The organism is Acinetobacter legionensis (genome assembly GCF_057165765.1).
Genome location: NZ_CM169896.1, coordinates 661178 through 684645 on the forward strand (window position 1 = coordinate 661178; position 23468 = coordinate 684645).

Annotated in this window: 23 protein-coding genes; 15 read left to right on the forward strand and 8 right to left on the reverse strand. The window is 38.8% G+C overall.

Annotated features, from left to right (window positions below):
- Positions 1 to 3: 3 nt before the first annotated feature.
- From AC2G3J_RS03160 to AC2G3J_RS03175, 4 genes are all read left to right on the forward strand, one after another.
- On the forward strand, positions 4 to 522 hold the full coding sequence (locus AC2G3J_RS03160) for a GNAT family N-acetyltransferase (protein ID WP_336954361.1): 519 nt from the start codon (positions 4 to 6) through the stop codon (positions 520 to 522).
- A gap of 153 nt (positions 523 to 675) precedes the next feature.
- Entirely contained in the window at positions 676 to 1881 is a 1206-nt protein-coding gene (locus tag AC2G3J_RS03165; RefSeq protein ID WP_483770647.1) for an acetyl-CoA C-acetyltransferase, read from the forward strand.
- A gap of 11 nt (positions 1882 to 1892) precedes the next feature.
- Positions 1893 to 4025, forward strand: a complete 2133-nt coding sequence (locus AC2G3J_RS03170) for a 3-hydroxyacyl-CoA dehydrogenase NAD-binding domain-containing protein (protein WP_336954362.1) — start codon at positions 1893 to 1895, stop codon at positions 4023 to 4025.
- Between the two features lie 743 nt (positions 4026 to 4768).
- Positions 4769 to 5764 (forward strand): DUF2804 domain-containing protein, encoded by a 996-nt coding sequence (locus AC2G3J_RS03175; protein WP_336954363.1) that lies wholly within the window; start codon positions 4769 to 4771, stop codon positions 5762 to 5764.
- A 28-nt stretch (positions 5765 to 5792) separates the two neighbouring features.
- Here the strand turns inward: AC2G3J_RS03175 and AC2G3J_RS03180 are convergent, their stop codons facing one another.
- Both AC2G3J_RS03180 and AC2G3J_RS03185 read right to left on the reverse strand, forming a co-directional pair.
- A complete protein-coding gene (locus AC2G3J_RS03180; RefSeq protein ID WP_483770648.1) occupies positions 5793 to 6668 on the reverse strand; it encodes a metal-dependent hydrolase in 876 nt (291 codons plus the stop codon).
- 71 nt (positions 6669 to 6739) lie between these two features.
- Positions 6740 to 7615 (reverse strand): metal-dependent hydrolase, encoded by an 876-nt coding sequence (locus AC2G3J_RS03185; protein WP_336954365.1) that lies wholly within the window; start codon positions 7613 to 7615, stop codon positions 6740 to 6742.
- Between the two features lie 154 nt (positions 7616 to 7769).
- Here AC2G3J_RS03185 and AC2G3J_RS03190 point away from each other — a divergent pair, with 154 nt between their 5' ends.
- Positions 7770 to 8804 carry an AraC family transcriptional regulator gene (locus AC2G3J_RS03190; RefSeq protein WP_419328400.1) on the forward strand — a complete coding sequence of 345 codons (1035 nt, stop codon included), beginning with the start codon at positions 7770 to 7772 and terminating at the stop codon, positions 8802 to 8804.
- Positions 8805 to 8963: 159 nt separating this feature from the next.
- On the opposite strand, the gene AC2G3J_RS03195 is transcribed toward AC2G3J_RS03190, so the two are convergent.
- Entirely contained in the window at positions 8964 to 10295 is a 1332-nt protein-coding gene (locus AC2G3J_RS03195) for a Na+/H+ antiporter NhaC family protein (RefSeq protein WP_483770649.1), read from the reverse strand.
- A gap of 421 nt (positions 10296 to 10716) precedes the next feature.
- Between AC2G3J_RS03195 and trpA the strand changes: the two genes are divergently transcribed.
- The 4 genes from trpA to AC2G3J_RS03215 are packed head-to-tail and all read left to right on the forward strand — an operon-like array spanning position 10717 to position 14700.
- Positions 10717 to 11520, forward strand: a complete 804-nt coding sequence (gene trpA, locus AC2G3J_RS03200; RefSeq protein WP_004723986.1) for a tryptophan synthase subunit alpha — start codon at positions 10717 to 10719, stop codon at positions 11518 to 11520.
- Positions 11517 to 12413: an acetyl-CoA carboxylase, carboxyltransferase subunit beta gene (gene accD / locus AC2G3J_RS03205; RefSeq protein ID WP_336954371.1), complete on the forward strand. Its 897-nt coding sequence runs from the start codon at positions 11517 to 11519 to the stop codon at positions 12411 to 12413. Before trpA ends, accD begins: the two co-directional genes overlap by 4 nt.
- A complete protein-coding gene (gene folC / locus AC2G3J_RS03210; protein ID WP_483770650.1) occupies positions 12410 to 13699 on the forward strand; it encodes a bifunctional tetrahydrofolate synthase/dihydrofolate synthase in 1290 nt (429 codons plus the stop codon). The genes accD and folC overlap by 4 nt, the downstream gene beginning before the upstream one ends.
- On the forward strand, positions 13690 to 14700 hold the full coding sequence (locus AC2G3J_RS03215) for an SPOR domain-containing protein (protein WP_336954374.1): 1011 nt from the start codon (positions 13690 to 13692) through the stop codon (positions 14698 to 14700). Before folC ends, AC2G3J_RS03215 begins: the two co-directional genes overlap by 10 nt.
- A gap of 10 nt (positions 14701 to 14710) precedes the next feature.
- Here AC2G3J_RS03215 and AC2G3J_RS03220 read toward each other — a convergent pair whose 3' ends face one another.
- The 4 genes from AC2G3J_RS03220 to AC2G3J_RS03235 form a co-directional block, all read right to left on the reverse strand.
- Complete coding sequence (locus AC2G3J_RS03220) at positions 14711 to 15316, reverse strand: dual specificity protein phosphatase family protein (protein WP_336954375.1); 606 nt, start codon at positions 15314 to 15316, stop codon at positions 14711 to 14713.
- Entirely contained in the window at positions 15309 to 16127 is an 819-nt protein-coding gene (locus tag AC2G3J_RS03225) for an MBL fold metallo-hydrolase (protein WP_336954376.1), read from the reverse strand. The genes AC2G3J_RS03220 and AC2G3J_RS03225 overlap by 8 nt, the downstream gene beginning before the upstream one ends.
- Positions 16128 to 17045: 918 nt before the next feature.
- Positions 17046 to 17663, reverse strand: a complete 618-nt coding sequence (locus AC2G3J_RS03230) for an L-threonylcarbamoyladenylate synthase (RefSeq protein WP_336954379.1) — start codon at positions 17661 to 17663, stop codon at positions 17046 to 17048.
- A gap of 84 nt (positions 17664 to 17747) precedes the next feature.
- On the reverse strand, positions 17748 to 18410 hold the full coding sequence (locus AC2G3J_RS03235; RefSeq protein WP_419360681.1) for an elongation factor P hydroxylase: 663 nt from the start codon (positions 18408 to 18410) through the stop codon (positions 17748 to 17750).
- 97 nt (positions 18411 to 18507) lie between these two features.
- Here AC2G3J_RS03235 and AC2G3J_RS03240 point away from each other — a divergent pair, with 97 nt between their 5' ends.
- The 6 genes from AC2G3J_RS03240 to lysM all read left to right on the forward strand — a co-directional run bounded on the left by AC2G3J_RS03240 (position 18508) and on the right by lysM (position 22309).
- Entirely contained in the window at positions 18508 to 19071 is a 564-nt protein-coding gene (locus AC2G3J_RS03240) for a YceD family protein (RefSeq protein ID WP_336954381.1), read from the forward strand.
- Positions 19072 to 19145: 74 nt separating this feature from the next.
- On the forward strand, positions 19146 to 19331 hold the full coding sequence (rpmF, locus tag AC2G3J_RS03245) for a 50S ribosomal protein L32 (RefSeq protein ID WP_004723964.1): 186 nt from the start codon (positions 19146 to 19148) through the stop codon (positions 19329 to 19331).
- A 164-nt stretch (positions 19332 to 19495) separates the two neighbouring features.
- A complete protein-coding gene (fabD, locus tag AC2G3J_RS03250; RefSeq protein ID WP_336954383.1) occupies positions 19496 to 20482 on the forward strand; it encodes an ACP S-malonyltransferase in 987 nt (328 codons plus the stop codon).
- Positions 20479 to 21213 carry a 3-oxoacyl-ACP reductase FabG gene (gene fabG / locus AC2G3J_RS03255; RefSeq protein ID WP_336954385.1) on the forward strand — a complete coding sequence of 245 codons (735 nt, stop codon included), beginning with the start codon at positions 20479 to 20481 and terminating at the stop codon, positions 21211 to 21213. Before fabD ends, fabG begins: the two co-directional genes overlap by 4 nt.
- A gap of 86 nt (positions 21214 to 21299) precedes the next feature.
- Positions 21300 to 21536 (forward strand): acyl carrier protein, encoded by a 237-nt coding sequence (gene acpP / locus AC2G3J_RS03260; RefSeq protein ID WP_004723957.1) that lies wholly within the window; start codon positions 21300 to 21302, stop codon positions 21534 to 21536.
- Positions 21537 to 21835: 299 nt separating this feature from the next.
- On the forward strand, positions 21836 to 22309 hold the full coding sequence (gene lysM / locus AC2G3J_RS03265; RefSeq protein WP_336954387.1) for a peptidoglycan-binding protein LysM: 474 nt from the start codon (positions 21836 to 21838) through the stop codon (positions 22307 to 22309).
- 202 nt (positions 22310 to 22511) lie between these two features.
- Here the strand turns inward: lysM and AC2G3J_RS03270 are convergent, their stop codons facing one another.
- The gene (locus tag AC2G3J_RS03270; protein WP_336954388.1) at positions 22512 to 23150 is read right to left on the reverse strand and encodes a peroxiredoxin; all 639 of its coding nucleotides are present in this window, start codon (positions 23148 to 23150) and stop codon (positions 22512 to 22514) included.
- Positions 23151 to 23468 lie beyond the last annotated feature (318 nt).

Genomic DNA, 23468 nt, shown 5'->3' on the forward strand with positions numbered 1-23468 from the left:
TAGATGGCATGTTTAATTAGAAAAATTAATCCTTCGGATATAGCGCAACTGATCGAAATAGAAAAATCTGCTACACAAGCATTTTCAAGTATTCCCGAGTTATCTTGGCTTGTCGAAAGCCCCGTATTGTCAGCACAAGATCACTTACAATTGATTTCTTCTGCTTATGCATTTATCGCGATTAATCAAAAGAATCAAGCTACAGGCTTTTTATATGCAGAAAGACAAGCACTTGATTTATATATCATTGAACTAGATGTGAGTGCCGCATTTCAAAAACAAGGGATTGGTCGGCAATTGATTGAATATGCGATTACTATAGCTCAGGGAGAGGGCTGTGATGCTGTGACATTAACTACCTTTCATAATGTGATTTGGAATCGGCCATTTTATGAAAAATTAGGCTTTGAAAAGATCAATGCGCTTGAGATGCCTCTCTATCTTGAGCATAAACTTGAGTATGAAGTTGCATGTGGTTTTTCTCGTAACAGCAGATGTGCAATGAGATTGGCACTTAATTGAAATACGCGATTTGTTTTCGTTTTCCCATTCAGAACGAACCAGCCAATTGACAAAAAATATCAACTGACTATTTCGTTCTCGTCATTGAACTCTCAACTTTATAACGTACACTCAAAGCAGATAACAACCTAGAAGTCATAAGAAGGAACAGCTATGAGCGAGGCTTACATCATTGATGCTATTCGCACACCACGCGGAAAAGGAAAAAAAGATGGTTCACTGTATGAAGTGAAACCAATTACATTATTAACCACATTGCTCAATGAATTGAAAGATCGTCATCAGCTTGATACTTCAAAAGTAGACGATATCGTACTGGGTTGTGTAACACCAATTGCCGATCAAGGCGGTGATATTGCTAAAACTGCTGCAATTGCAGCAGGTTGGGACAATGATGTTGCCGGTGTGCAAATCAACCGTTTCTGTGCTTCAGGTCTTGAAGCCGTCAATATGGCTGCACAAAAAGTACGTTCAGGCTGGGAAGACATTATTGTTGCTGGCGGCGTAGAGTCTATGTCACGTATTCCAATGGGTTCTGATGGTGGACCTTGGGCGTTAGACCCTGAAACAAATTTAAAATCACATTTTGTTCCTCAAGGGATTGGAGCGGACTTAATTGCCACGCTAGATGGTTATAGTCGTACAGATGTGGATGAGTTTGCTGCCAACTCCCAACGTAAAGCTGCTGCTGCACAGGCTGCGGGTCGCTTTGATCAGTCAGTGGTTGCTGTTAAAGATAAAGCTGGTGTTACGATTCTTGACAAAGATGAATTCATTAAACCAACTACAACTGCTGAAGGCTTGGCAAAACTCAATCCAAGTTTTGAAATGATGGGTGGAATGGGCTTTGATGCGATTGCATTACAACAATATCCAGAAGCGCAAAAAATTAACCATGTACATCATGCTGGAAACTCATCGGGTATCGTAGATGGTGCAGCAGTGGTGCTGATTGCTTCTGAAAAAGCAGTCAAAGAGCAAGGTTTAAAGCCACGTGCAAAAGTGTTGGCAACGGCATTGGTTGGAACAGATCCAACCATCATGCTAACAGGCCCTGCACCTGCTGCGCGTAAGGCGTTGGCAAAAGCAGGTCTTAGCATAGATGATATTGATCTCTTTGAAGTGAATGAAGCATTTGCATCTGTAGTGATGCGCTTTATGACTGAACTTAAAGTCCCAGCTGAAAAAGTCAATGTGAATGGGGGGGCAATTGCAATGGGGCATCCGTTGGGTGCAACAGGTGCAATGATTCTCGGTACGTTACTCGATGAATTAGAACGTCAAGGTAAAAAACGTGGTCTAGCAACATTATGTGTAGGTGGTGGCATGGGTATTGCGACCATTATTGAGTTGGTATAAGGAGAATAATAATGAGTGCAATTCAATATGAAAAAAATGCGGATGGTATTGTTATTTTAACGATGGACTCTCCCAACCAGTCTGCAAATACCATGAATGCTGATTTTCGTGTGGCTTTAGAAAATATTGTTTCTAAACTTAAATCTGAAACAGACCTAACAGGTGTGATTTATCGCTCTGCGAAAAAAACTTTTTTTGCGGGCGGTGATCTGGATGAGCTGATCGAGGCCACGCCAGAACATGCCACTGAATTCTTTGATATGACTGCAAAGCTAAAAGGTGATCTTCGTACAATTGATACTTTAGGTGTTCCTGTGGTTGCGGCAATTAACGGAACAGCATTAGGTGGTGGATGGGAAATTGCTTTAAGTTGTCATTATCGTATTGCTTTAAATGATCCTAAAACCAAATTAGGTCTACCTGAAGTAACACTGGGCTTACTTCCTGGCGGCGGTGGTGTCGTGCGTATGGTGCGTTTGCTTGGTTTGCAAAATGCATTCCCATTCCTCATGGAAGGTAAGCAATTTGGAGTAGATAAAGCCAAGTCTCTAGGCTTAGTCAATGAGCTTGCAGATAATGAGCAAGACATGATGAATAAAGCGATTGCTTGGATCAAAGCCAATCCAAAATCACAACAACCTTATGATGTAAAAGGTTATAAAATTCCGGGTGGAGACCCAAAAACCCCTGCAGTTGCTCAAGTTCTCGCAATTGCTCCTGCAATGCTACGTGATAAAACCAAGGGCTGTTATCCGGCGCCTGAAGCGATCATGGCTGCTGCCGTTGAAGGGGCTCAAGTTGATGTAGATACAGCTTTCCGTATAGAGGGGCGCTACTTTACTTACCTTGCAACAGGGCAAGTTGCAAAGAATATGATTGGAACATTCTGGCACGGCTTGAATGCAATCAAAGCAGGTGTAAGCCGACCTAAAAATATTGCCAAGTGGCAAGCGACCAAAGTCGGTGTTCTTGGTGCTGGCATGATGGGGGCTGGTATTGCGTATTCGACAGCAATCAAAGGTATTCAAGTCGTTCTAAAAGATGTATCTACTGAAAATGCTGAAAAGGGTAAAGCATATAGCCAAAAACTATTAGATAAACGTGTTTCACAAGGTCGTATGACCGCTGAAAAACGTGATCAAGTTTTAAGTTTAATTACAGCAACTGCATCCGCAGAGGATTTAAAAGGCTGCGATCTGATTATTGAAGCGGTTTTTGAAAACCAAGAATTAAAAGCCAAAGTGACGCAAGAAGCGGAACAATTTCTTGCAGATGATGGTGTTATGGCTTCCAATACATCAACATTACCGATCACAGGTTTAGCTAAAGCTTCTAAAGACGATACGCATTTTATTGGTCTACATTTCTTTAGCCCTGTCGATAAAATGCAACTGGTCGAAATCATCAAAGGTAAAAATACCTCTGCTGAAACTTTGGCAAAAGCCTATGATTATGTGCAACAAATTGGTAAAACACCTATTGTAGTCAATGATAGTCGTGGATTTTTTACCAGCCGTGTGTTTGGTACATTTGTGCAAGAAGGTTTACGCTTGCTGCATGAGGGTGTGCATCCTGCGCGTATTGAGATGGCTGCACTTAAAGCAGGAATGCCAGTTGGTCCATTGGCAATTCAAGATGAAGTGGCACTCACACTTTCTGAACATGTTGCTAAAGAAACTCGTAAAGCACTTCAAGCAGAAGGTAAAGACTTACCACTTTCAGGCGCAGATGATGTCATTGAAACCATGATTCATACATTTGAACGTAAAGGAAAGGCTGCAGGAGCAGGATTTTACGAGTATCCAGAAGGTGGCAAAAAGCATCTGTGGGATGGTTTAAGTCACTGGAAGAAAGATGTTGATATTTCAGAACAAGAAATGATTGACCGTTTCTTATTTGTTCAGGCTTTAGATACTTTACGTTGCTATGAAGAGAATGTATTGGAATCTGTGATTGATGCCAATATTGGTTCAATTTTTGGTATTGGTTTTGCACCATGGACAGGAGGTGCGATTCAATTTTTGAATCAATATGGTTTAGAGAAAGCTTTAGTTCGAGCAAACACGCTTGAAGCAAAATATGGCGAGCGTTTTAAAGCACCACAAAAGTTAATTGATCAAATTCCACATGGAAAGATTATCTGATTTTATATATTGCTTTAAAAGTTGTAGATGAAGAGTCAATTCTAGGTTAGACAATGATTTAAAAAAGAGGCCAAGCGCCTCTTTTTTTGACTAGATTTAACTTTTAATTAAATAAATGTGTGAGAAAAATAGGCAGAACCCGTTAAGATTGACTACAGCTTGAGTGCAAAAACTCTATTAACATATATAACATAAACGGAGAAAATCAATATTACACAATAGAACTAAAAATTAATATAATTCAATCGATTGGTTTAAAATATCTAAGTAACTACATCAACTTTTCTGAACTCGCTCGCCATAATGAATAAAAGTTCTTGATGTGGATACAGTTGGTGCGCTTATCATTGTAGTGATTATCTATTCAATCATTTTTAAGAAACTATCGTTATTGTATCTTATCTCTTCAATAGCATTTATAGTGCCTAGAATATCAGTCCTTTCTTGTCGTTTACATGATGCGTGAAGAGTTGGTGGGTGATACCTGATCGTTTTTATTCCCTTTTATTCCCTTAGGTGTTTGGTATTAATCTACTTGTAAATTTCAGATATCAAGCCTCAGACAAAACTGTGGCGGGCTACAAAGTAATATTTTACATATCAACCAAATGGTCGATAGGTTTAATCATGATAAAAATGGATTGATTGGGTGTGAGATAGTGTTGCTATATTCAAAAAAATAGCAATAATCAAAGAACCGACTAAAGTCTAATATTTCCCTTATAAAAGGATTGGGAATTCACATGGATTTAATACAAAGCAATGGTCAACCCCGTTATGGGCGTTTTAAAGATATTCCAAGTAAGATTAATGTCAATCAATACATCTACAAAACACCGTATGGCAAAGTATTAACTGGTTGGCGTAAGCATTTAAAATATAAAAAATTTAAATTTTGTGGTATCCAGCATGAACATTATTCAATTGGTATCGCAATTGCAGATATTGGTTGGGCTGGGCATGGTTTTATTTATATATATGACCATTCTAATAATGACGTTTTTGAATGGAATGCCAATACAATCTTAGGGCGTGGCACAGCTTTAGATGAACAACCTTTATACAGCCAAAGCCACTTTAATAAGTCACCTTTTGAATTTGAAATGCAACATGCGAATGGTGTGCGTTATATTCGAGCGACAAGAAGTGGAGAAGAGCAGTTAAAAGCCCGCATTTTCTGTGCAGGAACAGAACCTTTAAGCTTATGTAGCCCCAACGGCATTAATGGTTGGACCTATACGCAAAAAAAAACAACATTGGCTGTAGAAGGTTTCTTTATCAATAAAAATAAAGTGCGTATAGATTTTAATGAAAAAACATTGGCATCTCTAGATGATACTTGTGGGTTTTTAAGACCAGAAACAGCGTGGTTTTGGCTATCGTGTAACTTTTGGGATACGCAAGGAAATCGTATAGGGTTAAATCTAGCTTCAGGGGTGAATGAGAGTTTTGGCAATGAAAATTGTCTTTGGGTCAATGGTATTCTATACCCAGTTGCAGATGTGCTTTTTGAAAAGTTAGATGTAAACGTGTGGTCAATTCGTTCTTTAGATCATAAATTAAATCTGACAGTGGAAACAGGCTGGCGTAGGTTTGAAAATCTAAATTTACGTTTGGTAGGAAGCCAGTTTAGTCAATGGCAATCACGTATTAGTGGAACTGTAGAATCTGAAATTGGTGAGTGTATTCAATTAAATCAAGTCTATGGTTTGTTGGAACAGCATTATGCTAAATGGTAAAGCTGTTCCGACTCTAAGGTTTTTAATTTTATAAAGCTGCTTTCCAAAAAGCTTCACCGGCTTGAATAGGATCATTGGTTTCAGCCAACACATCTATCCAAACCTGATATTGTCGTATCACAGGATGTTGGCTAGGATGAAAATTAGGCTTAAACCAGTCTAGATATTGTTCACGCATTGCAGATAATTTACCTTGTTTCCCAAAAAACCATGGAATGCCTTTGATAGCAAATTTAGCGCGTTGGAAACGACTAAATCCATCATATTTGAGCATGACATTGGCACGGTAGAAGGTAAATCCAAACATTTGTAAAGTGACAAAGGCAAGCGCAAATTTACGTAAGTTTTCAGGGACTTCTCCAACCTCTTTCATGACATCAAAAGCAACATCTCGATGTTCCATTTCTTCAATTGCATGCCAAGCAAATAGGGCCCGCACAAAAGGATGAACATCGGCTAAAGTTTCCCTTTTACTATAAAAAGTTTCTGCCATTAACGCTGTGAGATGCTCTGCTGCGGCAGTCATAGCAATGTTGTACTGTTTGGAACGATGTTTGAGTATATGTTCGAAATGCGCACTCATAAATTTTACAAACTGGTCAACAGGCATGCCTTGGTGCAGCATTTCTTCATTCATTTTGTCATGAGCAATACCATGCTGTGCTTCCTGTCGAATAAAATCTGTGACACGTTGCTGTAAATCTGGATCGGTAATTTTGTCACGCAGTGCCCGAACACTTTGAATGAAATATCTTTCCCCTACAGGAAAGGTCAAACTCAGGGCATCAAACATACGGGTACGAAAAGGGTCATTATCAAACCAAAAGCGTGGAACTTCATTCAATCTAAAGTCTAAATTGCTGCGAACCACAGGATCAACTTGGTGTTTTACATATGCATTCATTGTTTTATTTCTCGCATTATTCAGTTCAAAGCCTTATTCAAGACAGAACTGATCAGTTTATATCAAGACGGCTATAATCCAGCCTGCCAAAATGCTTCACCTGCTTGAATAGGATCATTGGTTTCAGCCATCGTATCGACCCAAACTTGATATTGTCGAATTACAGGGTGTTGACTAGGATGAAAATCTTTTTTAAACCAGTCCAAATATTCACCTTTCATTGCAGATAAAATCCCTTTTTTACCGAAGAACCAAGGTAATCCTTGTGTTGCCATTTTTAAACGTTCTATACGGCTGAATCCATCATGTTTAAGCATGATATTGGCACGGTATAGGGTAAAGTTGAACATCATTATTGTGGTAAAGGCTAAAGCAAATCGACGTAAGTTATCTGGCACCTCTCCAACCTGTTTCATGACATCAAAAGCAACATCACGATGTTCCATTTCTTCAATAGAATGCCATGCCAGTAACGCTCGTACATAAGGATGTGCTTCAGATAGCGTTACTTTATGGCGATAAAATGTTTCTGCCATCAAAGCAGTTAAGTGTTCTGCTGCTGCTGTCATAGCAATATTGTATTGAGGCGAGCGCTGAGTCAGTTCAAATTTAAAAATTTTACTTAAAAACTGGATAAATTGATCAACAGGCATGCCTTGATCTTTCATGACTTGATTCATTTTGTCATGGGCAATGCCATGTTGTGCTTCTTGACGAATAAAATCCGCAACACGTTGTTGTAAATCTGGATCGGTGATTTTGTCACGAAATAGACGGACACTTTCAATGAAATAGCGCTCACCATCTGGGAAGGTAAGACTTAGTGCGTCAAATAGTCGCGTGCGGAATGGATCTCCTCCAAACCAGAAGCGCGGTACTTCTTCAAGTTTAAAGTTGAGTTTGGTTCGAACCACAGGATCGACCTGATATTTAACTAATGCATTCATTTTATTTTACTTGCATTGCTGTTGATGAATTCAGTATGTCGGGAATTTGCAAGTTTGTTTTGACAGATATTGCCATTTTTTATACATTTTACGACAAAATGAAAATTTGGAATGTCAGTTTTTTACTTTAATGATCATAAAAGAGTGCAAGACTATGCATGAATTACAGATCCCTAATGGTTATTTTCATCTCTGGCAGATGTATTTGTCTGAACAAGGGATTGATCTTGCGACCCTTGATTTCTTACAAGCGGATGAAAAAAAACATTTAATTGAAATTCTATCGCAGCCGATTGATACACAATCTTCCTATTTCTTCTTTCATCAACTGATTGAAAAAACCAAACAAGTGCTAGATTGTCCTCAGATTGTTTTTGAAATGGCAGAATATGTTCGACCTGAACATTTTGGGGTTTTGGGCTATATGGCATCGCGAAGTACAACTGTCGCAGAAGCGTTACAAAATATTATGCGTTTTAGCCGTTTGGTGATTGATGGTGATGAAGTTATTCCAATGCAAATGCGGCTCAAGGGGGAATATGTACATTTAATTTGGCCCTTTCATCATGAAAAATACATTCTTATAAATGAATTTACCAATGCGTTAATGATGCATCTCGCACGTAAAATTGTACCGCCAAATCAATTTCCATTACATGCGGTGCGTTTTGCTCATGCACCACAAATGGCAATGTATCATTATCAAAAGTTCTACGACTGTGAAGTCTCTTTCCATCAACCGCAATACAGTTTTGTCTTAGCCTCAGCAGGTTTAAATTTAAAAATCCAACAGGCAGATCCATCCTTAATGCAGCTGTTGGTCAAGCAGGCAGAGGAGGCCATTGCGTCTAAACCGCGTTATGAAACCATTGCTCAACGCTTACATTTGATTGTGGCGGAATATTTAAAATTAAAACAACAAGCACCAAAAATAGAAGAACTCACTCAAGAACTTCATATATCTACACGGACTTTACAACGACAGTTAAGTGACTTACAGACATCGTTTAAGAAAATTGTAGAAATTGAGCGAATGAAACGTTGTGAATTTTTATTGGAAAGCCAAATGCCATTCAGTGAAATTGCAATGCATTTAGGTTATTCAGATCAGTCTGCTTTAACCAGAGCATATAAGGCTTTTAGTGGGCAAACCTTATTAGAGAAAAAACAAAAGTTGAAGTCAACATAAAAAACCAGTGCAAATAAAGTTAGCTTCAAAAGTCAAGCACCTTAGATCGCGTTACTGCGATCAAAGTGCTTAGTATGATTGTATTTTTTTAATTTATGTACAAAGCGCTGGTTGATCTGATTGTTGAATTGGTTTTTAAAACCCTGATTTAACATGGTTTCAAGTTCTTTTTAACTTAGGAAATCTAAATACGATTGCCAATACTGCAAATATCGCCAATACCCAACAATAATAAATTGAACCAATTAGTTCAACAGGGGACAGTTTGGCAATTGAGCATGCAAGTAAAAGTTGAGCGCCGTATGGAATCAAACCCTGAACCACACAAGAGAAAATATCCATAAATGCGGCTGCACGTTTGGGATCAACAGCATATTCTTTGGCAACTTCTCTTGCCATGTCTCCAGATAAGATGATGGCAACCGTATTATTTGCAACAAACACATTTGAGAAAACCACAAGAAAGCTAATTCCAATTTCTCCCGCATGTTGCTGACCGATTTTAAATCGGCGGGTTAAGGCATAAATATGTTGAATTAACCATTCTAACCCCCCTTCTTTTTGCATAATGGCAGATAAACCACCTAAGAACATAGAAAGTAAGGCAACTTCAAACATACCAACAAAACCATCATAAATAGCGGTATTGTATTTAAGCAGGGTAAATTCAGGATTTTCAATGATGCCAAGACAACCAGAAAGTACTATTCCAATGGTCAGTACTGCAAGCACATGCAAACGTGTAAATGCTAAAAAGAATACGATTACATAAGGCAAAATAAGCCATAGGTTATAACTTTTATATTCAATAGTTTGTGCATGATGGCTGGTCAAAATATAAATTAATATGGTGATGATCGCAGCAGGAAGTGCAATCCAGATATTTACCCGAAATTTATCACGCAGTTCTACATTTAGGCTTCGAGTAGCTGCAATGGTGGTGTCTGAAATCATGGACAAATTATCACCAAACATTGCCCCACTGACCACAGCACCAATTGCATAAATAGGTTGAATGTCCGTTGCTTGAGAAAAACCAAAAGCAATCGGTGCACATGCTGCAATGGTTCCCATCGATGTTCCCATTGCTGTGGCAATAAATGCTGAAATGATGAAAAGCATCGGAAGGACAAATTCAGATGGAATAATTGATAAACCAAATTGAACAGTGGAGTCCACACTACCGATTGCACTGGTTACGCTGGCAAAGGCCCCTGCAAGCATAAAGACCATAAACATCAAAATTAAATTGGGATGGCTTGCACCATGCAAAAATGTTTCTATAGCGGCATTGATTTTCCCTCTATACAGCAGGATGGCTAAAATAATTGCAGGAAGAGCAGCAATAGGGGCTTTCACTTGATAAAAAGCAAATTCAGTACCAATGATCGTGTGATAAATACCACTGCCTAAAAAAATGGCTAAAAAAACAATAAGCGGCAAGAGCGCAAGCACGCTGGCTTGCACTTTAGCCTGAGAATGTGTGGTCATAAGAGGAGATAAAAAATCAGAATCCTGACTAGTATAAACAGCTTTTGCAATTTCTGAAAAATAATTAAGTAATGTGGGTGATAAGGTTTTTAGTTATAGGATTATGATTTAACTTTATTTTTTACTTATATTGATATTTTTTCACAAGCTTAAAAATAGGTAGCTTTGATCATTGTCCTCAACTTGAAAATAGCGCTAAATGTATCCATGGGTTGTTTTATTATTTGTGATATAAAACAAGATATGCGAGAGCGACTATGTGACTCTATCCTTTGAGTAAAAAATAGCGTTACAATGCAGTGTCTTGTATTTATACATTTGGATGATTAAACCGTAAATAAATCTATTTTGAGTTTGTTTACTGGCGTTTAATGATCTAAAAACTCCTCAAGTTTGAACAATTCAAGGAATGTACAATCCTATGTCACGTTTAGCCACTCGTTTTGCACAGCTTAAATCTCAACAGCGTAAGGCTTTGGTTTCTTATGTTATGGCGGGTGATCCTCAACCACATGTAACCGTACCATTGTTACATCAAATGGTTGCAGCAGGCGTAGACGTAGTTGAACTTGGATTGCCATTTTCCGATCCTATGGCAGATGGTCCAGTGATTGCACTTGCAGCAGAGCGCGCTTTAGCTGCGGGTACAAATACCTTTGATGCCTTGAATATGGTTAAAGAATTTCGCCAAAAAGACACGACAACGCCGGTTGTTTTAATGGGGTACTTAAACCCTGTTGAAGTGATTGGTTATGAAAAGTTTGTGGCTTATGCGAATGACTGTGGTGTTGATGGGGTACTTCTTGTGGATTTACCACCTGAAGAAGCACAAGATTTAGATGAAGTATTGCAAAAGTACAATATGGATCAAATCTTTTTGCTTGCACCAACCTCTACCGATGAACGTATTCAGCATGTAGTGAAACAAGCAAGTGGCTTTATTTACTATGTGTCTTTAAAAGGCGTAACGGGTGCAGCAACATTGGATACAACGGAAGTTGCAGCACGTATTGAAAAAATCAAAACCTTTACCGATATTCCAGTTGGGGTAGGTTTTGGGATTAGTGATGCCGCTTCTGCAAAAGCAGTAGGTCAAGTTGCTGATGCAGTGATTGTCGGAAGTGCTTTTGTCAAACCATTTGCAAATCTTGCACCAGAACAAGCTGTTGAAGCAGCAGTGAATAAAGTCAAGGAGCTTCGAGCCGCGCTCGATGAGTTAGTATGAATCAAGAAGTGAAATCAGGGAAAATCCTCAGCGCAACAACGCCGTGGACAGATCGTACAGTTCCAGGCATTCATATGCCTGACCAACAACAAACACTCAAAGCGACGTTTACAGAACCAACCATTGAGTGCCCTGAATGTCATGCACTCGTGACTCGTACTGCAATGTCTTTCAATGCTTATGTTTGTCCGTCATGCGATGAACATTTGAAAATGAAAGCACGTGATCGTTTAAATTGGTTTTTTGATAATGTGACCACTGAACTTGGTCAAGAATTTGCTGCAAAAGATCCTCTGCATTTTGTAGACAGCAAGCCTTATCCAGAGCGTATTAAAGAAGCGCAGGAAAAAACAGGTGAAACTGAAGCCCTTGTGGTGATGCAAGGTCAAGTTAAAAATATTGCAATGGTTGCATGCGCATTTGAATTCGACTTTATGGCTGGATCAATGGGTACTGTGGTCGGTGACCGTTTTGTACAAGCTGCTGAAAAAGCGATTAAAGACAAGCAACCACTGATTTGTTTTGCTGCTTCAGGTGGTGCTCGTATGCAGGAAGGCATGTTGTCTTTGATGCAAATGGCGCGTACCTCTGCGGCGATTCAAAAAATGAAAGATGCGCATCTTCCTTATATCGTGGTATTAACCCATCCTGTGTATGGTGGTGTAACAGCATCATTGGCAATGTTAGGTGATGTACATATTGCTGAACCTAAAGCGATGATTGGCTTTGCAGGTAAACGTGTGATTGAACAAACTGTACGTGAGAAGCTGGAAGAACCATTCCAACGTGCGGAATTTTTGCTTGATCATGGTGTAATCGATCAAATTGTTCATCGTCACGCATTACGTGATACTGTATATCGTATTGTAGCGAAACTGATGAATTTGCCTTGAACAACCAAACAGCACCTTTAAATACTGATGATTTACAAACATGGCTCAATTATTGGAGCCATGTTCACGTTACAGGGATTGATTTAGGCTTAGAGCGCGTGATTCCTGTGGCAGAACAACTTGGAGTGATCAATCCCAAAGCCAAAGTGATTACCGTTGCGGGAACAAATGGCAAAGGTTCAACCACAACTACACTCGCTGCGATTCTCAATGCCCAAGGATTGAATGTTGGTTTATACCAGTCTCCACATATTTATCGTTTTAATGAGCGGGTTAAACTGGCTGGACAAGAAGTTGATGATCAAACTTTGATTGATGCTTTTGTTGCGGTTGATCAAGCCCGCCGTATTTGTGATTTATCTTTATCTTTTTTTGAAGCCACAACTTTGGCTGCATTTGTTATTTTTAAACAAAAACAATGTGATGTTTGGGTACTTGAAGTCGGTCTTGGTGGTCGTCTGGATGTGGTCAATGTGATTGATCCAGATGTGGCTGTGATTACCAATATTGGCTTAGACCATACCGATTGGCTTGGCGATACGATTGAAAAAATTGCTTTTGAAAAAGCGGGCATTATTCGGGCAAATATCCCCGTTATTTTTGCAGGTGCACAAGACATACCACAAGCTATACAACATAAAGTACAAGAAACCAATGCTACGCTATATACGTTAAACCACGATTATTTTTATGATAACTCAGAAGATGGCCAATCTTGGAATTTTGCAAGCTCAGGAACGACTTTAAAACTTCCTTTGGGACACTTGGCACTGGAAAATATTTCTGCGGCTGTCGCTGCAATTTTGGTGAGTGGTTTAACAGTTTCACAACAGGCAATTTCGCAAGGTATCCTGAACGCACAATTGTCAGGGCGCTTTGAGATTAGAAAAATACACGATAAAACAGTAATTTTTGATGCGGGACACAATCCGCATGGTGTAGAATTTTTGTTAAAGCAATTGCGAAAATTCCTAGAATACAATAAACAGTACACAGAAGTTGTCTCTGTTTTTTCAATGTTGTCCGACAAAGATGTAGATTCTGTGGTCAAGTTGTTGAAAAATACTGTATTAAAGTGGAAAATTGCACCATTAACTGTGCCTCGTGCGGCATCATTGGAACAATTACAAACTGCTTTACAGTATGAGACAGTTGAACAGTTTGATTGTGTACAAGCAGCATTTCAATCAGCGCTTGCAGAAACCAATAATAATCAGCTGATTTTGGTGTGTGGTTCATTCCATACCTTAGAAGCGGTCTGGGAGTATTTAGACGAATGTCAATGAATAACAAACAACGCTGGATGGGTGGTGTTGTTTTATTAAGTGGTGGTGTTCTATTGGCGGCATTGCTTCTAAAAGGTAAAGAAGAAATCCACCAAAGCCAAGTAGAGACACAGCCGACAAGCCAAGCTCAGCAAAATAAAGCGACACCTGCAGGTGAGCCTGTACAATTGCAGCCGTTGACTGTCGACGTTGCGACTGAAAAACGTCTGTTAGAAGAGCAGAAGCGTGCCCGTGAAAAAGCGGTTGCTGAACAAGAAGCAAAAGCAGCTGATTTTTTACGTACGCAACAACAGGCAGAAGCAGATGCTGCACGTAAAGCAGCTGAAGAGTATGCCGCTGCAAATGCAAGACGTGGTGCAGCTGCTGCGGCAGCACAGGAAGGGGCTGATATTCCTCCTGAGCTGGTACAGGATGAAAAAGCCAAAGCGCAACAGAAAGCAGCAGAGCAGAAAAAACTTGAACAGCAAAATGCTCAATTAAAGCAAAAAGCCGATGCTGAAAAAAAGTTAGCTGAGCAGAAGCGTCAAGCTACCGCAGAAGCAGATAAAAAAGCCGCTGAAGACAAGAAACGTAAATTAGAAGAACAACAAAAAGCAGATGAAAAACGTAAGCTAGATGCTGAAAAGAAAGCTGCTGCTGAGAAAAAGCAAGCGGAAGACAAGAAAGTAGAAGCGGATAAAAAACATAGAGCACAAGAAGAAGCAAAGAAAAAAGCGGAAGCTGAAAAAGCACGTGATTTGCTTGAAAATGGTGATAAGCAATGGATGGTACAAGTTGCGCTTGCCGCCAATGAAGCCAATGCAGATGCTGTCGCTGCTAAACTACGTGCCAAGGGCTACAAAGTGACTAAGAGTCCAACCTCAAAAGGTATTCGTATTATGGTTGGACCATCGAAAGATCGAGAGACTGCTGATTCAGCACGTAAGAAGATCAATTCTGATGCGAGTCTAGGCATGAAGTCGGCTTGGGTAATCGAGTGGGTACCTCTAGACCGACGTTAAACGCTATGAATTAGGTCTTTGTGGTTAAAGATGGATTCGCGAGTTGCTCACGGATCCATTTTATATTTTCAGGGGTAAAAAGTTTTTCAATATTGCCCCAGATTGGATGGAAGCCATAACCGCCATGCTTCATTTCATTTAAAGCATCCTTCACAGACCAGTTCTCAAAAATAATTCGGTACATTGCAACACTTGCCCCAGTACGATCAGAACCATGATAGCAATGGATTAAAACCTTCTGGTTTTGGGCTTTTGCGATTTGAATTGTTTTCATGACATTGAGTAGATCATGACGATCAATTGCCCAAGTATTGATCGGGATATGAACCAATTGAAAGTTTTGTTTTGAAAAGACGGTTTTATCTTTATTGCGACTTCTTAAATTAATAACGACATCAATATGATTGGTTTTTAACTCAGGAATAAGTTCAGCACTGGGTTGTTCACTACGAAAAACGGTGTCACTGATTCGATAAAAATTATACTGTGGAGCAACAATAGTTCCCCATTGTTTTGGGCGCTCATGATCTGGAAGTGCAGCTGTTGTCATACATGCTGAAAGCTGTACGCTGAGTGCGAAGATAGTGGTATAACGTAATAATTGAGATTTAAGCATGCTTTAAATATCGGTCTAGTTCAACAGGATCGTGGGCACAGATAATTTCAATTTTTGCTTTATTCTGTGCAAGCTGTTGCAGTTGTGATAATGTTTTTAAGCGCAATGTATTATCTTCTGCTAGGAGATATTCAATTTTGTCGAGCGCGCGTAATTTATTCTTAGGGTTGAGTTCTAGATGATTAAAATAAGCATCGCCACAGAACAATAACCATCTCTCTTGTTGTTTGATCGCTATACCGCAATGTCCTACAGTATGACCGACTAAAGGAATTAATAAAATTTCATCATTGAAAATATTAAAACCTTGAACTTTTTGGAAGTTAAACCATGCTTCGCCATTTATAGGTTCAAGAAAATTCCAGTAGCGATGATTTTTAAATTGTTGTGGTCGATAGCGCAATTTATTCATGACTGAAAGTTTTTGTGCAGCATTAAACTCACTGGATAAGATGTGAACCGTGGCATTGGGAAAGTCTGAAATACCACCTGCATGATCTAAGTCTAAATGGCTGACCAAAATATGTTGAACATCGGATGGTTTAAAACCCAATTGTTGAATTTGAGAAATGGCTGTGAGATTGAAATCAGCTTGTATGCCACTTATTTTAGTAAAAGCTTTACCTAAACGTGTTTGTGGGTGAAGGTAGTCTTGCATCCCAAAACCGGTATCGACCAAAACAAGCCCCTTGTCTGTTTCAATCAATAGGCAATGACACACCATTTTTCCATACAAACCTTTTTGTCCGTATAGTGGTGCACACATCGGACACATGGTTCCACAATGTAAATGATGTACCTTATAAATCATAATTAAGCATTTGTTTTTAGGATTGTGCTTTGTTTATAAACTGAATTGAGAAAAATACCAATCTAAAAATACAATTGTTGTGTTTAATAGAGCTCAAATCACAGCTCATGGAATGAAGATTTTTAAGCGTTTACGTGTTGAAAAACCAGAGCCGTTGTTTCCCCAGATTGAAACAATATAAGTTTCATTTTTTAATAGGCACGGTTTTACTGTGGGGTGTTGAAATGCGCTTCCCCAAATACTCAGTTCATCATTGATCCCTTTTTTGAGTCTGATCTGTTGCTTATTATTTGCTTGATGAATGCTTACTTGATGAGTATTAATCTTTTGCCGATCTGCAGGGTAAAGAATGTGAGGGTGTTCAATTTCACAAATAAGGGTATGATTTTGTATAGATTGAATTTTTAGTTTATTGAAACCTCAATAATACTCACCTAAGAAAATGTTTTCTAAAATGATTTCATGCTCTTCATGATAAATACGAACATTAGGTGATTTAATAAAGGGATAACTGATAAGTAATCCAAGAATAATGACCAAGACATAAAGAATTTTTTTCATATTTAATCTAAGTTTTAAAGATGTTGAATAATTTTATTTTTTTCAAGGACATGTTCGATAATTAAATAGCACAGCTCTATTAAACAAACATTTCGAGTTTCAAACTGCAAGACTAAGTGTTTTAGTTCATTGACTACTAGATAGAACTGAAATTTTTTTGCTAAGGGATTTTTTAGCGAAAGAGACATGTAACACAGTAACTTGTGATTCAGGTGTCCAAGGCTTTTCAACAAATAAAATTTGATCATTTTGTACGTTATTAATATTTAATAACGTGGTGAATAAATCCATCGCATCTTACTTCTATCAAGCCTTGATTCTTTAATCACGTATCAGCGATTAAATGCAGTTTGGAGCTTACTCAAAAGCGCTTACATCGCCTACACCACGACGAATAATTTCAGGGTTCGCTCCTGATAAATCAACGATACTAGTGGTGGTTAAGGTACCTAAACCACTGTCAATAAACACATCAATACGTTTTTCCAGTAATTGTTCAATATCGTAGGGATCATCCATTGGTGCATCTTGACCAGGTAAAATCAAAGTACTGGTCAGTAAGGGTTCTCCCAACTCTTTTAATAGTATCTGACAGACGGGATTACTTGGAACACGTAAGCCGATAGTTTTTTTCTTGGGATGCATCAAGCGTCGTGGAACTTCACTGGTTGCGGGTAAAATATATGTGGTTACGGCTGGGGTATTGGCTTTAAGTAGACGATACATTGCATTGTCTACTTTGGCATAGGTTGCAATATCAGATAAATCTGCACAGATAATCGCGTACTGATGCTTTGCCCCTAGACCGCGGATCTGAGCAATACGCTCCATTGCACTTTTATTTCCAATTTGACAGCCGATTGCATAAGCGGCATCAGTTGGGTAAACCACAACATCACCTGCTCGAATTCTTTCGACTGCTTGGCTGATTAAACGTGGTTGAGGATTGTCAGGATGTACTCTTAAATGCAGCATATTTATTCTCCTGATTTATTGTTAATTCAATTATTACTTGGGAAAGTAAATCGTTGCAATCAATGTTTTAAAAAAATTACGGGTTTAATCAAGATCGTTACGATTAAATTCAGTGCTTTGTAATGTTTTGCCACCTCGAGTACATAGACAAATACACTGAATTAAATGTTTTGCATCGCGTGGAAGTTTGGCTTTACCCGAAAAAAATTCCTGCACTTGTACATAGACATTGTCTTTAAATGTCGAGCCGTCACCACCTTCACCAGTCAGATTATCCAGCGAAACTCGAAATTTTCGTCCAAATGCTTTGGAAAATAACCATTCAATGGCTTGAGGCTTGATTTCAACTTGCTCAAATAAGGCTTGTTGTTCAGCTGTACGACCATCGGGTGCATACCAGTAACCGAGATCAGGCAATAAACGGCGTTGTTCTCCGGCAATGCTCCAATGACTGATTTCATGCAGAGCACTGTTGAAAAAACCATGTGCAAACTGAATACGGGCAGGGCTGTGTTCGCTAGCAGGGAAATACTCTGGTTCAAAATCACCACGAACAAGCGTCACATTTAGGTGGGAAAACCAGTGATTAAAGTGTAAGATAAGCCAATCAACGTGTTGTACTTCTGTTTGTAAGTTAGCCCATGATAAGCGTTGCACATCGGCGGCTTGCAATATGTTTTCAGAAGTTGAATGCGTATTGAATTGTAATGAAGTAGTGACTTCAGGTTGCGGCTGCAACTGATGCATGGCTTGTATTACTCAAGAGATCTGTCTAAATAAGTACAAAATTGTATCTTAATCTTTGACAGAGTACCTATGAATTTGTAGAATTGCCGCCTTAATTATGTCAGCAAATACCTTTCCGGCACAGATAGAGCCGTTTAAATGGGCTGAACAAGGCTTTACATGGTCAGGTACCCTGCCATTGTCTCGCTTTGTTCGTATTTCCCGTGAAGCTGTTGGATCAATTGATGATCAATTGATCAATATAGACTGTAAGCTATCAATGGATGCGTATCATCGTATTGTTTGGCTAGATGGTCATGTAGATACTAAAGTTCCAATGGAATGTCAGCGTTGTCTGGATTCTGTTGAAATTACACTAGTTTCTGATTTCCATTTAGCTTTAATAGATGATGAGTCACTGATAGAGCGCTTGGATGAGGATGCTGATTTCATCGTACTAGGTGAAAGTGAAGCAACAATTAAAGGGGATTATTTAACCAATACTCCTGCAACTGTTGATTTACTTGCACTTTTAGAAGATGAATTGTTATTGTTGATGCCTCTGTCTCCTAAGCATGATGCTTGTGAACATAAGCACCAACCAGCCGTTCAGGACACTGTTGAAGAAAAACGGGATAATCCGTTTGAAGTTTTGGCAGGTTTGAAGGGTAAACTTAACTAAATTTTGTGTTATACTGTTAAGTTAAGACAACCGAATTTGTTCTGATCCATTTTTTCGATTTGTAAGGAGCCATCATGGCCGTTCAGCAAAACCGTAAAAGTCGCTCTCGCCGTGACATGCGCCGTTCACATGACGCTTTAACCGAGAATGCACTAACTGTAGACCAAACTACTGGTGAAACTCACCGTCGTCACCATGTGACTAAAGATGGTTTCTACCGTGGTCGTCAATTATTCGCTAAAGCAGCTGATGCTGAATAATTGGTAAGTATTAAGCGCAAGCTTAGTAAAAAATGGGAGCGAAAGCTCCCTTTTTTTGTTTTGAATGACTGGTTTTTTTGTTGTATTTCGCAATTAAATTAATTTTTTTTTAATGTAAAATTGCGCCATCGGAAACGATCAAGATTAAATAAGGGACTTTTTATATGTCTGCCAAACGATTCGAACAAGCAGCTCAAGCAACAAAAACTGCATTTTTGTTTCCAGGTCAAGGTTCACAAAAAGTGGGTATGCTTGCTGAACTTGCAGAACAGTTTAGTGGTGTACAAGAAACCTTTACTGAAGCATCAGATGCCATCGGTTTTGATTTATGGCACATTGCACAAAGCGGTGAAGGTTTAGATCAAACTGAAAATACCCAACCTGTTTTATTGACAGCAAGTATTGCTTTATGGCGTGTATGGTTAGATCTTGGTGGTGTTGTACCAAAATACCTCGCAGGTCATTCATTAGGCGAATACAGTGCTTTAGTTGCTGCAGAGTCGATGACTTTGGCAGATGCAGTCAAGTTGGTAAATTTACGCGGTAAATTGATGCAAAGCGCTGTGCCTCAGGGGCAAGGCGCAATGGCCGCCATTCTCGGTCTAGATGATGCGAAAGTACTTGAATTGTGCGAGCAAGCCAATGTGCAAGGTCGTGGTTCTGTTGAAGCTGCAAACTATAATGCGCAAGGTCAAGTTGTTATCGCAGGTGACAAAACTCTAGTCGAAGCTGTCATGATCGTTGCGAAAGAAAACGGCGGTAAAGCAATTGCATTACCTGTATCTGTACCATCACATTGTTCTCTAATGAAACCTGCTGCTGTACAGTTTGCAGAAGCTTTGGAACAAACTGCCATTGAGCTACCAAGCATTCCTGTAATACAAAATGTCAATGCTGGAATCGCGACAGATACAAGCCAATTGCGCTTAGCGTTAACAGCACAGTTGTATCAGTCAGTACAGTGGACTAAAACCATGCAATTCATTCAAGACCAAGGCATTCAGTATGTTGCTGAATGTGGTCCAGGGAATGTATTGGCGAATTTAGCAAAACGTTTACCAAATATCGAAAAAGCATTTCCACTCGATACACAAAGTCGTATGGAAGATGCACTGAATGCTATCTTAGTGGCTGAAGGGAAAATTGCATGACACAAGAACGCAAAGTCGCATTAGTGACAGGCGCGAGCCGAGGGATTGGTGCTGCCATCGCTCAGCAATTAATTCAAGATGGTTATTTTGTTGTAGGTACAGCAACATCGGCAGCGGGTGCAGAAAAACTTTCAACAGTTTTTGCTGAAAATGGTGCTGGTGCATTACTAGATGTACGTGATGGTGCAGCAATTGATGCATTGGTATCAGACATTGAACAAAAATATGGTTCAGTGATGATACTGGTGAATAATGCTGGAATTACCAAAGACAATTTATTGTTGCGTATGTCTGAAGAGGATTGGGACGATATTCTCAATATCCATCTAAAAGCTGTATTCCGCTTATCTAAACGTGTATTGAAAGGTATGACCAAAGCTCGCTTTGGGCGCATTATCAATATTAGTTCTGTTGTTGCACATTTTGCTAATCCAGGGCAAGCCAACTATTCTGCTGCAAAAGCAGGGATTGAAGCTTTCAGTCGCAGTCTCGCAAAAGAAATGGGAAGCCGTCAGATTACAGTCAACTGTATTGCACCAGGTTTTATTGCAACAGAAATGACTGAGCAGTTGAGTGAAGATATTCGCAAAAAAATGAGTGATCAAGTTGCGTTAAATCGATTTGGTCAACCAGAAGATATTGCAAATGCAGTAAGTTTTTTGGCTTCTGACAAAGCCAGTTACATTACAGGCACAGTATTACACGTAAATGGTGGTTTATACATGGCGTAATGCGATGTATAAACTTTGAAAAAAGTAAATATTCAATTAAACTATCAGGCAATTAAAAGCCGCCACAAGCAATGAGGAGAATTCCTGTGAGCGATATCGAACAACGCATTAAACAAGCTGTTGCAGAACAATTAGGTATCAAAGCTGAAGAAATCAAAAACGAAGCATCTTTCATGGATGATTTGGGTGCTGATTCTCTAGACCTAGTAGAACTTGTTATGTCTTTCGAAAATGACTTCGACATCACTATTCCAGATGAAGATTCTAACGAAATCACAACTGTTCAATCAGCTATCGACTATGTAACTAAAAAACTTGGTTAATGTGTTGATTGTATAACACGGTGTTGTTATACGTAAAAAGACCACCTTTGGGTGGTTTTTTTATGCCTGAAGTTAGGGTTTCGAGCGAATCTTTGATTGGCGATGACTCAACCATTAATAACAACTAAATAAGTTTAAAATCAAAACATTGGTTACATATCGTTACCTTTTTATCACCAATGACAACGCACATCCTGATACTTTTTAGCTATAAAAATAGAGTTCGTAAATTTGTATAACAGTTCACAGTAATACATTCTCAGTAAAACAATTTTCAATAATGATATGGAGTACTAAATATGGGTCTTTTTGATTTTATTAAAGGAATTGGTAAGAAAAATACAGCACCAGCTGAGCCACAAGCAGCACCAGCAACGCCATCAGAACCATCTGCACAAGAAATAGCCAATAAGTTATTGGGACACATTAAAGCGTTAGGTTTACCAGTAACAGGACTTTCCGTAAGTTATAACGGTGCTTCTGATTTGGCGACAATTCATGGTCAAGTACAAACTCAGGCAGATAAAGAGAAAATCATTCTTGCTGTGGGAAACATTGATCATGTTGCGCAAGTTGATGACCAAATGACAGTTGCAACACCTGAACCTGAAAGTAAGTTTTATACGGTTAAATCAGGTGATAATTTGTCTAAAATTTCAAAAGAATTTTATGGTGATGCCAACCAATATAATAAAATTTTTGAAGCGAACCGCCCTTTGTTAAAAAATGCGGATGATATTTTCCCAGGACAAGTTTTACGTATTCCTGCATAATATTTGTTCGCTGATCTTTGATCATAAAAGGCACTTCGGTGTCTTTTATATTTTTTAATGATTTTATTGTTGTTTGAAGTGTTTTTTAAAGTGTATTGAAAATATTTTTTTATAACAAAAGGATGTAAAAAAAGATCACATAAAATTGCTATGTGATCTTTTGAAGTTAATCGCTTTATTCTAAAAAATTCAATATTGTATATTATTTATTGGGTTGTGGAGTAAGACGAAGATAGGGCTTAACCGCCGTATAACCTTTTGGGAAGCGTTGCTTCAGCTCCGCTTCATCTTTGATCGACGGGATAATGACCACATCTTCACCATCTTGCCAATTTGCAGGTGTGGCAACTTTATAATTGTCAGTCAGTTGTAATGAATCAATCACACGTAGAATTTCTTTAAAATTACGTCCAGTTGATGCAGGGTAGGTAATGATTAAGCGAACTTTCTTATTGGGATCAATAATAACTAAAGACCGCACGGTGAGAGTTTCACTGGCATTTGGATGAATGAAATCATACAGCGTCGACACCTTACGATCTTTGTCTGCAATGATTGGAAAGTTTACAGTGGTATTTTGCGTTTCATTGATGTCGTTGATCCAACCTTTATGCGATTCCACATCATCCACTGAAAGGGCAATGGCTTTTACCCCCCGTTGTTCAAACTCATCTTTTAGTTTTGCGGTATAACCCAACTCAGTGGTACATACTGGCGTATAATCGGCAGGGTGTGAGAATAAAACACCCCAACTGTCGCCCAAGTAATCATAAAACTTAATTGGACCTTCACTAGATTCCTGAGTGAAATCTGGTGCAATGTCACCTAATCGTAAAGTCATTTTGAAACCTCAATATCTAAAAATGTTGTTTGTTATTTGGCTCGTCCAAACTACTATTACCCAGTTTTTTTATAATTAAAAATAGTGTTTTTGTATTTCTTTATGAAGAAAATAGATATTAATAAAAGAAGCATATGAAAAAAAACATATAATTGATCTCTACCTCACTGCAAATATCGGTTAAATTTGCTACATTAATGCGCCTTAGCTGATACGTGCTAGAACTAATCGTCAGATTTTTTTGATTGGATTTGTGCAAAACCCTTGTACTTCAAATTTCTACCACCATAATATCGTCTGAGAAAAATTTATTTCACA